Consider the following 13,474-nt stretch of genomic DNA (forward strand, 5'->3'; position numbering starts at 1 on the left):
CACAAGGCTGCTCCTACAACGACGGCCCCAATACCGGCTAAAGCAGGTAGAATCACGCCCTGACTCATTCAGGGCGTTTTTCTATGCGTATTGGCCACGGCTACGATGTGCACCGTTTCTGCGACGGTGATTTCATTACCCTGGGCGGGGTGCGTATCCCCCACAAATACGGCCTCCTGGCCCATTCCGATGGCGACGTGCTGCTGCACGCCCTGAGCGATGCCTTGCTTGGCGCGGCTGCGCTGGGTGATATCGGCAAACACTTCCCCGACACCGATCCGCAGTTCAAGGGCGCCGACAGCCGCGTTCTGCTGCGCCATGTGGTCGCCATCGTGCAGGGCAAGGGCTGGAAGGTTGCCAACATCGACGCCACCATTGTCGCCCAGGCGCCGAAGATGGCCCCGCACATCGAGACCATGCGCAAGCTGATCGCCGAAGACCTGCAGATCGAACTCGACCAGGTCAACGTCAAGGCTACCACCACCGAGAAGCTCGGCTTCACCGGCCGCGAGGAGGGCATCGCCGTGCATTCGGTAGCCCTGCTGCTGCCAGCATGACCGAACTGGAACTGCTGGGCCCGCGCGCATCGGGCGAACCACTGGGTACCGCCGTCCTCAAGGCGGTGGCCGAAGATTTCCAGGTCGACGAAGTACTGGACATCCCCCTGTCGGGCCAGGGCGAGCACCTTTGGCTGTGGGTCGAGAAGCGTGACCTGAACACCGAGGAGGCCGCTCGCCGCCTGGCGCGTGCCGCCGGCGTGCCGGTGCGTACGATCAGCTATGCCGGCCTCAAGGACCGCCAGGCCTTGACCCGCCAGTGGTTCAGCCTGCATCTGCCAGGCAAGGCCGACCCGGACCTGTCGCGTGCCGAGGATGCCAGCCTGCGTGTGCTCAAACAGGTGCGCCATCAGCGCAAGCTACAGCGCGGTGCACATTCGGCCAACGGTTTCACGCTGCGCCTGACGGGCCTGGCTGCCGATCACAAGGCTTTGGATGCGCGCCTGGAACAACTCAAGCAGCACGGTGTGCCGAATTATTTCGGCACCCAGCGCTTCGGCCACGGTGGTGGCAACGTTCATGACGCCCTCGATTGGGCCGCACGCAAGGCCCTGCCCGAACAGCGCAACGTGCGTTCGCGGTTGCTTTCTGCCGGGCGCAGCTACCTGTTCAACCAAGTGTTGGCAGCCCGTGTTGCCGACGGCAGCTGGGCGCGTGCGCAGGTGGGCGACCTGTTGGCGTTCACCACGAGTCGTAGCTTCTTTCCTGCTGGAGAGTCGGAATGTTCTGATCCTCGGCTGGCGATCCTTGACCTGCATCCGACCGGCCCGCTGTGGGGGGCCGGCGATTCGCCAGCTACCGGAGGTACCGCGCAACAAGAGGATGCGATCGCCGCACGGCAGCCGGCACTTTGCCAGTGGCTGGCCTTGGCGGGCATGGATCACGAACGACGCATTCTGCGGCTCCCTATTGGCGGTCTTACGTGGCATTATCCCGAGCCTGATATCCTGCAACTGGAATTCGTCCTTCCGGCCGGATGCTTCGCCACCGTGGTGGTGCGCGAAGTCGTGGATCTGGTGTCGGCGGGGCAGACGGACAGCTCATGCGTATTCTGATTTCGAACGACGACGGTGTTACCGCACCCGGCATCGCCGCGCTGCACGCTGCGCTGGCGGATTACGCCGAGTGCGTGGTTATTGCCCCGGATCAAGACAAGAGCGGCGCCAGCAGTTCGCTGACGCTGGACCGGCCACTGCACCCGCAGACCTTGGCCAATGGCTTCATCAGCCTCAACGGCACGCCGACCGACTGTGTGCACCTGGGGCTCAATGGGCTGTTGCCACAGGCGCCGGACATGGTGGTGTCGGGGATCAACCTCGGTGCCAACCTGGGTGACGATGTGCTCTATTCGGGCACGGTCGCAGCCGCGTTGGAAGGTCGCTTCCTTGGCGGTACCTCCCTGGCGTTTTCGCTGTTGTCGCGCCTGCCGGACAACCTGCCGACCGCGGCCCATATCGCCCGCCGCCTGGTCGAGGCGCAGTCGCGCCTGGTATTGCCGCCGCGTACCGTGCTCAACGTCAACATCCCAAACCTGCCGCTGGAGCACATTCGTGGCATCCAGCTCACTCGCCTCGGTCACCGGGCGCGGGCGGCGGCGCCGACCAAGGTGGTCAACCCGCGCGGCAAGGAAGGCTACTGGATCGCTGTGGCCGGGGACGCCGAGGACGGTGGCCCGGGTACCGACTTCCATGCAGTGATGCAAGGCTATGTATCGATCACTCCACTGCAGCTCGATCGCACCTTCAGTGACGCCTTCGAGCAGCTCGACGGTTGGCTGGAGGGCCTGCTCTGATGCGTGAGGACGATATGCTGCGGCGTGGCATCGGCATGACCTCCCAGCGTACCCGGGAGCGGCTGATCCAACGCCTGTGCGAGGAGGGCGTTTCGAACACCAAGGTGCTCGACGTGATCCGTCGTACCCCGCGCCACCTGTTCGTCGACGAGGCGCTGGCGCATCGCGCCTATGAAGATACCGCGCTGCCGATCGGTCACAACCAGACCATTTCGCAACCGTTCATGGTTGCCCACATGAGCGAGCTGCTGCTCGAGGCCGGCCCGCTGGACAAGGTGCTGGAAATCGGTACCGGCTCTGGCTACCAGACGGCAATCCTGGCCCAGCTGGTCGAGCGGGTGTTCTCGGTAGAACGCATCAAGGTGTTGCAGGACCGGGCCAAGGAGCGCCTGGTAGAACTGAACCTGCGCAACGTGGTGTTCCGCTGGGGTGACGGTTGCGAAGGCTGGCCGGCGCTGGCGCCGTACAATGGCATTATCGTCACCGCTGTGGCGCCTGAAGTGCCGCAGGCACTGCTCGACCAGCTGGCGCCCGGTGGTCGTATGGTGATCCCTGTGGGGGCCGCCGGCGAAACCCAGCAGCTGATGCTGATCGTGCGCGAGGAGCATGGATTCTCCCGCCGCGTGCTGGGGGCAGTGCGCTTCGTACCGCTGCTCAACGGCCCGCTGGCCTGAACACTGCTGGTTCGAGCCGCGCGATATTTTTACGCCAGCACCGAATTCTTGCAGCAGCGCCCTGTCTATCTGGCGGGGTGGAGCGCTAGCGTACAGCGTGTGCCATGGCTTTGCAGCAGTCTTTCACCAACCCTGCCAATGCGGGCGGGCTTGGTTATAATTGCAATAATATTGCATTTCTTGTCTTCATATCGTTTTCGGCACCATGAGGGGAGCGCGGGTGGGTCACACAGTCATTCGGCAGCGCAAGGACGGTTCGGGTTTCACGCTTCTGGTGATTGCACTGGCCATGGGCGCGCTACTGGTGGGTTGCTCGAGCACCAGCAGCAACAGTGCACGGGTGGTCGACCGCAATAACACCGTGCCCAAGCGCCCGGCGGTAACTACCGGGCAGTACATCGTCAAACCTGGTGATACGCTGTTCTCCATCGCCTTCCGTTATGGCTGGGACTACAAGGAACTGGCTGCGCGCAACGGCATCGCGGCACCCTATACCATTCGCCCGGGGCAAGCGATTCGTTTCAGCAGTGGCTCTACCGGCAGCACCACGGTGGTATCCAGCCCATCGTCGTCGAGTAAGACCACGGTTATCCGGCGGCCTGTGGGAAGCACCGGCACACCCCCTGCCAGCACCAGCAAACCGGCCACGCCGGCAGCCTCCAGCAGCGCCCCGGTGGTCGCTACGGTGCCTGCCGCGGAGCGTGCGGTAGGCGGCTGGACCTGGCCTGCCAACGGTGTGCTGATTGGAAAATTCGCTTCAAACGGTAGTTTGAATAAAGGCATTGATATCGCCGGTGATTTGGGACAGCCTGTTTTTGCTGCGTCTGATGGTACGGTGGTGTACGCCGGGAGTGGCTTGAGGGGCTACGGCGAACTGATCATCATCAAGCACAGCGATACCTACGTCAGTGCCTACGGCCATAACCGCAGGCTGTTGGTTCGGGAGGGGCAGCAGGTCAAGGCAGGGCAGTCGATTGCTGAAATGGGGTCCACGGGCACAGATCGGGTGAAGCTGCATTTCGAGATTCGCCGCCAGGGCAAACCCGTCGATCCGCTCCAGTTCCTGCCACGTCGTTGACCGTTGTACCCGGCCTGTTCCTGTGATGTAGAGGGGACAGGCTCCAGCGCTGCCAGGGAGACAGGTGCCGCTCGAGTCTGAGTTCGAACTCAGCAAAGGACTATAACAATGGCTCTCAGTAAAGAAGTGCCGGAGTTTGACATCGACGATGACCTGCTTCTGATGGAGACGGGGATCGTTTTGGAAACGGATGTGGTGTCAGACGAACCTGCTGTATCTTCGGTTCGGACGAGGGCCAAGTCAGGCTCTTCGCTCAAGCAACACAAGTATATCGATTACAGCCGGGCGCTCGATGCCACCCAGTTGTATCTCAACGAGATCGGATTCTCGCCTCTGCTTTCGCCGGAAGAGGAAGTGCACTTTGCGCGCCTGTCGCAAAAGGGCGACCCTGCCGGCCGCAAGCGCATGATCGAAAGCAACCTGCGCCTGGTTGTAAAAATTGCCCGTCGTTACGTCAATCGCGGCCTTTCGCTGCTCGACCTGATCGAGGAGGGCAACCTGGGGCTGATCCGTGCGGTCGAGAAGTTCGACCCGGAGCGTGGTTTCCGGTTCTCGACCTACGCGACCTGGTGGATTCGCCAGACCATCGAGCGGGCGATCATGAACCAGACCCGCACCATTCGCCTGCCTATCCACGTGGTCAAGGAACTGAACGTCTACCTGCGCGCTGCGCGCGAGCTGACGCAGAAACTGGACCACGAACCCTCGCCAGAAGAAATCGCCACGCTGCTGGAGAAGCCGGTCGCCGAGGTCAAGCGCATGCTGGGCCTGAACGAGCGGGTGTCTTCGGTGGATGTGTCGCTCGGCCCGGACTCGGACAAGACCCTGCTCGATACCTTGACCGACGACCGCCCGACCGACCCGTGCGAACTGCTGCAGGATGACGACCTGTCGCAGAGCATCGACCAATGGCTGGGCGAGTTGACAGACAAGCAGCGTGAAGTGGTGGTGCGTCGCTTTGGCCTGCGCGGGCATGAAAGCAGCACCCTGGAGGATGTTGGCCTGGAGATCGGCCTGACCCGTGAGCGGGTGCGGCAGATCCAGGTCGAGGGGCTCAAGCGTTTGCGTGAGATCCTCGAGAAGAACGGCCTGTCCAGTGAGTCGTTGTTCCAGTAGCGGAAGCCTGCAACACAAAGCGCCCCGATGATTTCGGGGCGTTTTTGTATGTTTCGATCAGAGGTGCCCCATTCAAAATTGCCAGGGGCGCTTTGCGCCCCTTTCGCGACACAAGGCCGCTCCCACAGGTATTTCATCGCCTTCGAATGCGCCACTATCCTGTGGGAGCGGCCTTGTGTCGCGAAAGGGCTGCAAAGCAGCCCCAAAACATTATGTACTGCGCTACCCCAGTAACATCGCGTGTAAGCCTTTGCTTACTTGTTCTGTAAGCCTTCTATGTACGCTTCAGTAAATCATTGTCGTATCCAGCACCTGCGTTTTCCCAACTCATTGAAAATCCTGGTTTATTCGGCTGTGAGGAAATGTGTCACCTGCAACACTCTGTGAGGTTTCGCGGTTGCCCGACCGGCTCAAGTCGCTAGTATTCGAACTGTGCACAGGGACATGCACAGGCTTTCAGGATGGAAGCCAGAGACGTCGCAAGAAGCGATTTCATCAGGATGATGTTTGGGACAAGCAGGGACTACGGAAAAAATGTGGGCGGGTCAAACCGCCCCTTTTTTTGCCCGCAGAAAACAAAAAAGGCCCCAAGGGGCCTTTTTCGTGTCCGGACGCTATCAGCGCTCCAGGTCTGCAATCTTGCCAGTCTTGCCATCCCACTCTTCAGCGTCCGGCAGGGCATCCTTACGCTCGGTGATGTTCGGCCAGATTTCCGCCAGTTCGGCGTTCAGCTCGATGAAGTTCTCCATGCCTGCAGGCACTTCGTCTTCCGAGAAGATGGCTTGCGCTGGGCATTCCGGCTCGCACAGGGCGCAGTCGATGCACTCGTCCGGGTGGATGACCAGGAAGTTCGGGCCTTCGTAGAAGCAGTCCACCGGGCAGACTTCCACGCAGTCGGTGTATTTGCATTTGATGCAGTTGTCGGTGACGACGAAGGTCATTTCTAATTCTCTCCTCAGGCGACGGCGGCGGCCCTTCCTCTCAGGGCCGCGCGGTTTGCGGGCATGTGGCTGCAGGCCAGGCTAATAACCTGCAGCACCAGCAAACCGCGGCGGATTCTACCAGCTTGTAGTGGGCGCCGTTATAACAGGTTCTTTAGTTGATATAGCATTTCGATAGCTTGACGCGGGGTCATGTCGTCCAGCTGCAGCTTGCCCAGCTTCTCGATGGCCGGGTGTGGCAGGCTGGCGAACAGGTCGCTCTGGTGCGGGACCTGTGGCACGTCCTTGGCCTTATGGGCCGGGGGCTGTTCATGCGGCAGGCTGGTGGTTTCCAGCCTTGCCAGGTGTTCACGGGCACGCTGGATGACGGCCGTCGGCACGCCGGCCAGCTGCGCCACGGCCAGGCCGTAGCTCTGGCTGGCAGGGCCAGGCAGCACGTGGTGCAGGAACACGATGCGTTCGTTGTGCTCGGTGGCGTTCAGGTGCACGTTGGCTACCAGCGGCTCGCTTTCCGGCAGCACGGTGAGCTCGAAGTAGTGGGTGGCGAACAGCGTGTAGGCACGCAGCTGGGCCAGGCGCTCGGCGGCGGCCCAGGCCAGCGACAGGCCGTCGAAGGTACTGGTGCCACGGCCCACTTCGTCCATCAGCACCAGGCTGCGGTCGGTGGCGTTGTGCAGGATGTTGGCGGTTTCGCTCATCTCGACCATGAAGGTCGAGCGGCCGCCGGCCAGGTCGTCGCTGGAGCCGATGCGGGTGAAGATGCGGTCGACCAGCGACAGCTCGCAGCTGGCAGCCGGCACGAAGCTACCGATATGCGCCAGCAGCACGATCAGGGCGGTCTGGCGCATGTAGGTGGACTTACCGCCCATGTTCGGGCCGGTGATGATCAGCATGCGTGTGCTGTTGTCCAGGCCCAGGTCGTTGGCCACGAACGGTGTGGTCAATACCTGTTCCACCACTGGGTGGCGGCCCTGCTCGATGCGCAGGCACGGCTCGTCGACGAAGCGTGGGCAGTTCAGGTCCAGATTAAGTGCACGTTCGGCCAGGTTGCTGAGCACGTCCAGCTCGGCCAGGGCGGCGGCGCTGTCCTGCAGCGGTGCCAGGTGGCTGATCAAGGTTTCCAGCAGGGCGTCGTAGAGCATCTTTTCGCGGGCCAGGGCGCGACTCTTGGCCGACAGGGCCTTGTCCTCGAACGCCTTCAGCTCCGGGGTGATGAAGCGCTCGGCGCCTTTCAGAGTCTGGCGGCGGATGTAGTCGCCCGGGGCCTGCTCGGCCTGCTTGGTCGGCAGCTCGATGAAGTAGCCATGCACCCGATTGTAGCCGACCTTGAGGTTGGCCAGGCCGGTGCGGGCCTTTTCCCGGGCTTCCAGGTCGATCAGGAACTGGCCGGCGTTCTCGCTGATCGCCAGCAGCTCGTCCAGTTCGTTGTCATAGCCGGCCTTGAGCACGCCTCCATCGCGGATCACCGCCGGCGGGTTGTCGATGATCGCCCGCTCCAGCAGGCTGGCCAGTTCAGGGTAGGTGCCGGTAATGGCGGCCAGGCGTGCCAGGTGCGGCGCCTCCAGCTCGGCCATGGCGTTCTGCAGCTCGGGCAGCGCGCCCAGGGCATCGCGCAGGCGTGCCAGGTCGCGTGGGCGGGCGTTGCGCAGGCCGATACGGGCGAGAATCCGCTCGATATCGCCAATTTCCTTGAGCTGCGGCTGCAGCTTCTCGAAGCGGTAGCTGTCGAGCAGGCAACGGATAGAATCCTGGCGTGCCTGCAGTACCTTGAGGTCGCGCAACGGGCGGTTCAACCAGCGGCTCAGCAATCGGCTGGCCATGGCGGTCTGGCAGCGGTCGATCACTGACTGCAGGGTGTTGTCACGGCCGCCGGCCAGGTTGATGTCCAGCTCCAGGTTGCGGCGGCTGGCGCCGTCGAGGATGACTGTGTCGTCCAGGCGTTCGTGGCGCAGGCTGCGCAGGTGCGGCAGGGCGGTGCGCTGGGTTTCCTTGGCGTAGATCAGCAGGCAACCGGCGGCGCCGATGGCGAGGGTCAGCTTGTCGCAGCCAAAGCCCTTGAGGTCCTTGGTCGCGAACTGCTGGCACAGGGCCTTGCGCGCCGAGTCGCGGTCGAAGTCCCATGGCGCCCGGCGACGGGCGCCCGGGCGTTTCTCGGCAGGCAGGTCGCGCGGCCAGTCGTCGGGGATCAGCAGCTCGACCGGGTTCAGGCGCTCGAGCTCGGCCAGCAGGTTTTCCCAGCCCTTGATCTCCTGCACGCTGAAGTTGCCACTGGTGATGTCCAGTACGGCCAGGCCGAACAGACGCTCGTCACCGAGCAGCGCGGCAATCAGGTTGTCGCGACGCTCGTCGAGCAGGGCCTCGTCGCTGACCGTGCCCGGGGTGATGATGCGCACTACCTGACGTTCCACCGGGCCCTTGCTGGTGGCGGGGTCGCCAATCTGCTCGCAGATCACCACCGATTCGCCGAGCTTGACCAGCTTGGCCAGGTAGCCTTCCAGCGAATGGAACGGAATCCCGCACATGGGGATGGACTGGCCGGCCGACTGACCGCGCGCGGTCAGGGTGATGTCCAGCAGCTTTGCGGCTTTTTTCGCATCTTCGTAGAAGATCTCGTAGAAGTCGCCCATGCGGTAGAACATCAGCTGGTCCGGGTGCTGGTTCTTCAGCTTCCAGTACTGCTGCATCATCGGGGTGTGTGCGGAGAAATCGGAAATTGCTTTATTCATCAAGGGCTTAGAAAGTAGGTCTCAATATTGTGGGGCAAATTGGGGCGTTCTGTGTTGCATGCGCGACGCCGAGACCCACCGGATTTTCAAGCCGCATAGGTTAACACGGCTACCCGGCAGGCTGTACCTGCAAGTCCGGCGAGTGCACAGGGATGCGCTGAAGGCAGGTTGACATCATGGTGCCTCCGTGGAGAATTGCCTGCCTTCGCCTATCAGGGATGGCTTGCCTGACGCATTTGCGGTGGCCTGCGGCCCAGTAAAAAATTATTGCAACAGGTTGATCAGTGCAGTGAGCACAATTCGTTTTGATGTAGATGCGGTTTTTTGTATTTCCCTCGATACCCGCGCTGACCGGCGCACGCTGTTCAGCGAAACCATTGGGCGACAGCTCGACAACGAAGTGCACTTTCATGTTGTCGAGAAAAACAGCGACCCCAAGCGCGGTTGCTACGAGTCCCATCAGCAACTGGCCCGGCATGCGCTGGACAATGGCCTCGATCGAATCCTGATCTTTGAAGACGATGCCAAGGCCTATGAGTTCAAGCCTTCGCAAGTGCGCTGGGTGAACCGCTTCATGCAGAAACGGCCCTTCGAGGTCTTGCACCTGGGCTATTCCATGGGGCGAACCTGGCTGACCTGGTTCCCGTTCATCGCCCGCGGGCGGGTGGTGGCGCTGCATGCTTATGTACTGTCGCGCGAGGGCTGCCGGATCCTGGCAGAGACGCCCTACGATGGCACCCCGGTGGATGTGGTGGTCAAGCACCGGATACGCCAGCACTGCGTGTTCCCCATGATGTTCCGCCAGCACGCCGCCGCAGTGGCTGGTAGCGACCTGGAACAGGTGGTGCGCAACGAGGATGAGTGGTGGGAGCGCAACTGGGCCAAGCATCGTCGTTCACCGATGAAGAACATCTGGCGGACTGTGCTTCGGCTGAATTTCTGATCGGTGTGGCCTTCAGGTGCATGCCTTGAGAGGTTTGCCGCTTGCGAGATCGAGCGCCAAATCCAGTGGCGAACTTCTCATCCCTGAAATGCTAGGGTAGAGGGCAGCCCTCAAGGAGCCCGACATGGACCCGATCACCACGCTTGCCACCCGCCTGGGTGAACATCTGCGCCGCTTCAACGCGCAGGTGACCACCGCCGAATCCTGCACCGGTGGCGGCATCGCCGAGGCCATCACCCGTGTGCCCGGCAGCTCGGCCTGGTTCGAGGCTGGGTACGTGACCTATTCCAACGCCCAGAAAACCCGTCAGCTGGGAGTGCCCGCGGCATTGTTCGGCCAGGTTGGCGCGGTCAGCCAGGAAGTGGTCGAAGCGATGGCCCGTGGTGCCCAGGCCGCCAGCGGCGCGCGCTTTGCCGTGGCGGTGAGCGGCGTGGCCGGGCCGGACGGTGGTTCGCCGGCCAAACCGGTGGGCACCGTGTGGCTGGCCTGGGCCGACGGCAACCACGTGTTCAGCGAGCGGCGCCAGTTCGACGGCGACCGCGAGGCGGTGCGCCGACAGACGGTGATCGCCGCGTTAGACGGCTTGTTACAGCTTGGTGCCGAGTAAATCGAAGACAGGGGTTTGCGCGGACGCTTGCCTGTGGAATAATACTGGCTACTTATACAGGTATTCCGGCCGTCAGGGCCAAGTCGAACACGTGAGGATTTCAATGGACGACAACAAGAAGCGCGCCTTGGCTGCGGCCCTGGGTCAGATCGAACGCCAATTCGGCAAGGGCGCCGTCATGCGCATGGGCGACCACGAGCGCCAGGCTATCCCTGCCATCTCCACCGGCTCGCTGGGCCTGGACATTGCCCTGGGCATCGGCGGCCTGCCAAAAGGCCGTATCGTCGAGATCTACGGCCCGGAATCGTCGGGTAAGACCACGCTGACCTTGTCGGTCATCGCCGAAGCCCAGAAAAACGGCGCCACCTGCGCCTTCGTCGACGCCGAACACGCCCTCGACCCGGAGTACGCCGGCAAGCTGGGCGTCAACGTCGACGACCTGCTGGTTTCGCAGCCGGACACCGGCGAACAGGCCCTGGAAATCACCGACATGCTGGTGCGTTCCAACGCTGTTGATGTGATCATCGTCGACTCCGTGGCTGCTCTGGTACCTAAGGCCGAGATCGAAGGCGAGATGGGTGACATGCACGTGGGCCTGCAGGCGCGCCTGATGTCCCAGGCGCTACGCAAGATCACCGGTAACATCAAGAACGCCAACTGCCTGGTCATCTTCATCAACCAGATCCGTATGAAGATCGGCGTGATGTTCGGTAGCCCGGAAACCACCACCGGTGGTAACGCTCTGAAGTTCTACGCCTCGGTGCGTCTGGATATTCGCCGTACCGGCGCGGTCAAGGAAGGCGACGAGGTGGTCGGTAGCGAAACCCGCGTCAAGATCGTCAAGAACAAGGTTTCGCCGCCATTCCGTCAGGCCGAGTTCCAGATCCTTTACGGCAAGGGTATCTACCGTAACGGCGAGATCATCGACCTGGGTGTTTCCCAAGGCCTGGTCGAGAAGTCCGGTGCCTGGTACGCCTACCAGGGCAACAAGATCGGTCAAGGCAAGGCAAACGCTGCCAAGTACCTGGCTGAAAACCCGGCTATTGGTGCCGAGATCGAGAAGCAGATTCGCGAGAAGCTGCTGACCTCGGGGGCTGTTGCGGCTGCTGGTAAGGCTGCTGCTGCCGAAGCCGATGCCGATGATATGGCCGACGCTGACGCCGGTTATTGATTGCGCGGTAGATAGCCAAACATGTCCGCCGTACTCGACACCCCCGTCGCCATCCGGCGGACAGCCATGGACCTGCTCGCGCGACGTGAGCACGGTCGCGTCGAGCTGACGCGCAAATTGCGTCAGCGCGGCGCTTCGGACGAGCTTATCGAGCCTGAACTCGACCGGCTCGCCGAAGAAGGGCTGCTTAGCGAAGCCCGCTACCTGGAAAGTTTCATCCGGTACCGTTCCAGCTCCGGTTACGGCCCTGCGCGTATTCGCGAAGAGCTAGGCCAGCGCGGTTTGGCGCGTGCTGATATCGAGCAGGCGCTTCGCGAGAGCGAGGTGGACTGGGGCGAGCGCATGCGTGACGTATGGCAGCGCAAGTTTGCCGGGCAGCGCCCGCAGGATCCGCGCAGCCGTGCCCAGCAGACCCGGTTTCTGGCTTACCGGGGTTTCCCCATGGACATGATCGGCCGCCTGCTCAGTGGGCGTGATCTTGACGATTACTGAAGGCACGGATTCTGTGGGAGCGGGTTTACCCGCGAACACCGGCGTAGCCGGTGCCATGCACCACGCCGGATTCTTCGCGGCGGTTCGACGCCTCGATGAACCCGCTCCCACAGGGTGAATTGCGCCCCTGACGTTGGACACGGAGTCAACTGACCTTCAACGCCTCCCTGGCCCGCTGTGTGGTATGCATGGGTTGCGGCTTGGCCCAGTTCTCCGGCAGGTTGATGAAGTCCACCAGCTCGCGCAGCCTGCCCTGGTCCCGACCATTGAAGGCAAATGACAAACGGGTCAGGTGGCTGAAATTGCCCACTTCGTGCTCGGCGCTGCTATCAGGTTGCTGGTGATACTTGCCACTCAGGCGCAAGTCGGCAAATCCTTCCTGGATGTCATACAGCGCCGCCTCGCTGAGCGGGTGATGCATGCGGATCACGAACTGGCTCTTCAGCCAGCGGCTGGAGTGGTAGTTGCTGTAGAACTGGTTGATTTCTTCCACTGCCTCATCAGCGCTGTGCACCAGGCGCAGCAGTTTCAGGTCGCTGGGCAGGATGTAGCGGTTTTCCTCAAGTTGGCGGCTGATGAAGTCCAGGCAATCGCGCCAGAAGCTGCCACCTGGCGAATCCAGCAGCACCACCGGTACCAGCGGGCTCTTGCCGGTCTGTATCAGGGTCAGCACCTCCAGCGCTTCATCCAGAGTGCCGAAACCACCCGGGCACAGCACCAGGGCATCGGCCTCCTTTACGAAGAACAGCTTGCGGATGAAGAAGAAATGGAACGGCAGCAGCTTGTCGGTGCCATCCACCGTGGGGTTGGCGTGTTGTTCGAAGGGCAGGGTGATGTTGAACCCCAGGCTGTGGTCGCTGCCGGCGCCTTCGTGGGCAGCTGCCATGATGCCGCCGCCGGCACCGGTGATGACCATCAGGTCGGAGCGTGCCAGGGTTGCGCCCAGTTCGCGTGCCAGGGCGTACATCGGGTGTTCCAGCGGGGTGCGCGCCGAGCCGAACACGGTCACCTTGCGCCGTCCCTTGTAGCGTTCCAGGGTGCGGAACGAATGGTCCAGTTCGCGCAGGGCCTGCAGGGTGATCTTGGCGCTCCAGCGGTCGGTGTCGTCATGGGCCATGCGCAGGATGGTCAGCATCATGTCGCGGTACAGCGGCAGGTTGGGGCTGTTCGGTGCTACCAGTTGCAGTTGTGCGTCGATGTTGCTCAGGTCGATGTTGTTGTCGCGGAAGTGGCTGAACAGCAGTTCACTCGATTGGTAAGGCATGCAACGTCTCCTTCTGCACCAATACCTCTGACCTCAATCTAGACCCTTGCGCTCAATTGTGCCGAGGGTCTTCGGTACAGCCGCCCGTCGGCATGCGGCCACGGGGGATGTGG

Annotated in this window: 13 protein-coding genes; 10 read left to right on the top strand and 3 right to left on the bottom strand. The window is 62.3% G+C overall.

The features are described 5' to 3' along the window. Window positions 1-83: 83 nt before the first annotated feature. From ispF to rpoS, 6 genes are all read left to right on the top strand, one after another. Complete coding sequence (gene ispF / locus V3314_RS09600; RefSeq protein WP_046616632.1) at window positions 84-557, top strand: 2-C-methyl-D-erythritol 2,4-cyclodiphosphate synthase; 474 nt, start codon at window positions 84-86, stop codon at window positions 555-557. Further along, window positions 554-1,612 (top strand): tRNA pseudouridine(13) synthase TruD, encoded by a 1,059-nt coding sequence (gene truD, locus V3314_RS09605; protein ID WP_338460170.1) that lies wholly within the window; start codon window positions 554-556, stop codon window positions 1,610-1,612. The genes ispF and truD overlap by 4 nt, the downstream gene beginning before the upstream one ends. Continuing rightward, entirely contained in the window at window positions 1,600-2,349 is a 750-nt protein-coding gene (gene surE, locus V3314_RS09610) for a 5'/3'-nucleotidase SurE (protein ID WP_046616634.1), read from the top strand. Before truD ends, surE begins: the two co-directional genes overlap by 13 nt. A 35-nt stretch (window positions 2,350-2,384) precedes the next feature. Next, window positions 2,385-3,023, top strand: coding sequence for a protein-L-isoaspartate(D-aspartate) O-methyltransferase (locus V3314_RS09615; RefSeq protein ID WP_338460311.1), 639 nt, complete (start codon window positions 2,385-2,387; stop codon window positions 3,021-3,023). A 220-nt stretch (window positions 3,024-3,243) separates the two neighbouring features. Continuing rightward, window positions 3,244-4,101: a peptidoglycan DD-metalloendopeptidase family protein gene (locus V3314_RS09620; protein WP_046616636.1), complete on the top strand. Its 858-nt coding sequence runs from the start codon at window positions 3,244-3,246 to the stop codon at window positions 4,099-4,101. 108 nt (window positions 4,102-4,209) lie between these two features. After that, on the top strand, window positions 4,210-5,217 hold the full coding sequence (gene rpoS / locus V3314_RS09625) for an RNA polymerase sigma factor RpoS (protein WP_013971277.1): 1,008 nt from the start codon (window positions 4,210-4,212) through the stop codon (window positions 5,215-5,217). A gap of 617 nt (window positions 5,218-5,834) precedes the next feature. On the opposite strand, the gene fdxA is transcribed toward rpoS, so the two are convergent. Both fdxA and mutS read right to left on the bottom strand, forming a co-directional pair. Continuing rightward, a complete protein-coding gene (fdxA, locus tag V3314_RS09630) occupies window positions 5,835-6,158 on the bottom strand; it encodes a ferredoxin FdxA (protein ID WP_004375459.1) in 324 nt (107 codons plus the stop codon). 140 nt (window positions 6,159-6,298) lie between these two features. Next, on the bottom strand, window positions 6,299-8,872 hold the full coding sequence (mutS, locus tag V3314_RS09635; protein ID WP_046616667.1) for a DNA mismatch repair protein MutS: 2,574 nt from the start codon (window positions 8,870-8,872) through the stop codon (window positions 6,299-6,301). Window positions 8,873-9,173: 301 nt separating this feature from the next. Here mutS and V3314_RS09640 point away from each other — a divergent pair, with 301 nt between their 5' ends. The 4 genes from V3314_RS09640 (at window position 9,174) to recX (ending at window position 12,097) form a co-directional block, all read left to right on the top strand. Continuing rightward, window positions 9,174-9,827, top strand: a complete 654-nt coding sequence (locus V3314_RS09640) for a hypothetical protein (protein WP_322493247.1) — start codon at window positions 9,174-9,176, stop codon at window positions 9,825-9,827. A gap of 124 nt (window positions 9,828-9,951) precedes the next feature. After that, window positions 9,952-10,434: a CinA family protein gene (locus V3314_RS09645; protein WP_046616638.1), complete on the top strand. Its 483-nt coding sequence runs from the start codon at window positions 9,952-9,954 to the stop codon at window positions 10,432-10,434. Window positions 10,435-10,537: 103 nt separating this feature from the next. Then, window positions 10,538-11,605 (top strand): recombinase RecA, encoded by a 1,068-nt coding sequence (gene recA, locus V3314_RS09650; protein WP_015269214.1) that lies wholly within the window; start codon window positions 10,538-10,540, stop codon window positions 11,603-11,605. A 21-nt stretch (window positions 11,606-11,626) separates the two neighbouring features. Continuing rightward, window positions 11,627-12,097, top strand: coding sequence for a recombination regulator RecX (gene recX / locus V3314_RS09655; RefSeq protein ID WP_046616639.1), 471 nt, complete (start codon window positions 11,627-11,629; stop codon window positions 12,095-12,097). A 145-nt stretch (window positions 12,098-12,242) separates the two neighbouring features. Here the strand turns inward: recX and V3314_RS09660 are convergent, their stop codons facing one another. Further along, window positions 12,243-13,361 (bottom strand): LOG family protein, encoded by a 1,119-nt coding sequence (locus V3314_RS09660; RefSeq protein ID WP_025337997.1) that lies wholly within the window; start codon window positions 13,359-13,361, stop codon window positions 12,243-12,245. Between the last annotated feature and the right edge of the window lie 113 nt (window positions 13,362-13,474).

It is taken from the genome of Pseudomonas sp. TE3-3-F2023 (genome assembly GCF_036784815.1).
Lineage (GTDB): Bacteria > Pseudomonadota > Gammaproteobacteria > Pseudomonadales > Pseudomonadaceae > Aquipseudomonas > Aquipseudomonas pudica.

What these genes read in the sequence shown, in the direction of transcription:
- fdxA (WP_004375459.1), bottom strand. Translation starts at nt 6,158, where the DNA reads ATGACCTTCGTCGTCACCGACAACTGCATCAAATGCAAATACACCGAC.
- recA (WP_015269214.1), top strand. Translation starts at nt 10,538, where the DNA reads ATGGACGACAACAAGAAGCGCGCCTTGGCTGCGGCCCTGGGTCAGATC.
- surE (WP_046616634.1), top strand. Translation starts at nt 1,600, where the DNA reads ATGCGTATTCTGATTTCGAACGACGACGGTGTTACCGCACCCGGCATC.
- truD (WP_338460170.1), top strand. Translation starts at nt 554, where the DNA reads ATGACCGAACTGGAACTGCTGGGCCCGCGCGCATCGGGCGAACCACTG.
- V3314_RS09615 (WP_338460311.1), top strand. Translation starts at nt 2,385, where the DNA reads ATGACCTCCCAGCGTACCCGGGAGCGGCTGATCCAACGCCTGTGCGAG.
- V3314_RS09645 (WP_046616638.1), top strand. Translation starts at nt 9,952, where the DNA reads ATGGACCCGATCACCACGCTTGCCACCCGCCTGGGTGAACATCTGCGC.
- recX (WP_046616639.1), top strand. Translation starts at nt 11,627, where the DNA reads ATGTCCGCCGTACTCGACACCCCCGTCGCCATCCGGCGGACAGCCATG.
- V3314_RS09660 (WP_025337997.1), bottom strand. Translation starts at nt 13,361, where the DNA reads ATGCCTTACCAATCGAGTGAACTGCTGTTCAGCCACTTCCGCGACAAC.
- ispF (WP_046616632.1), top strand. Translation starts at nt 84, where the DNA reads ATGCGTATTGGCCACGGCTACGATGTGCACCGTTTCTGCGACGGTGAT.
- rpoS (WP_013971277.1), top strand. Translation starts at nt 4,210, where the DNA reads ATGGCTCTCAGTAAAGAAGTGCCGGAGTTTGACATCGACGATGACCTG.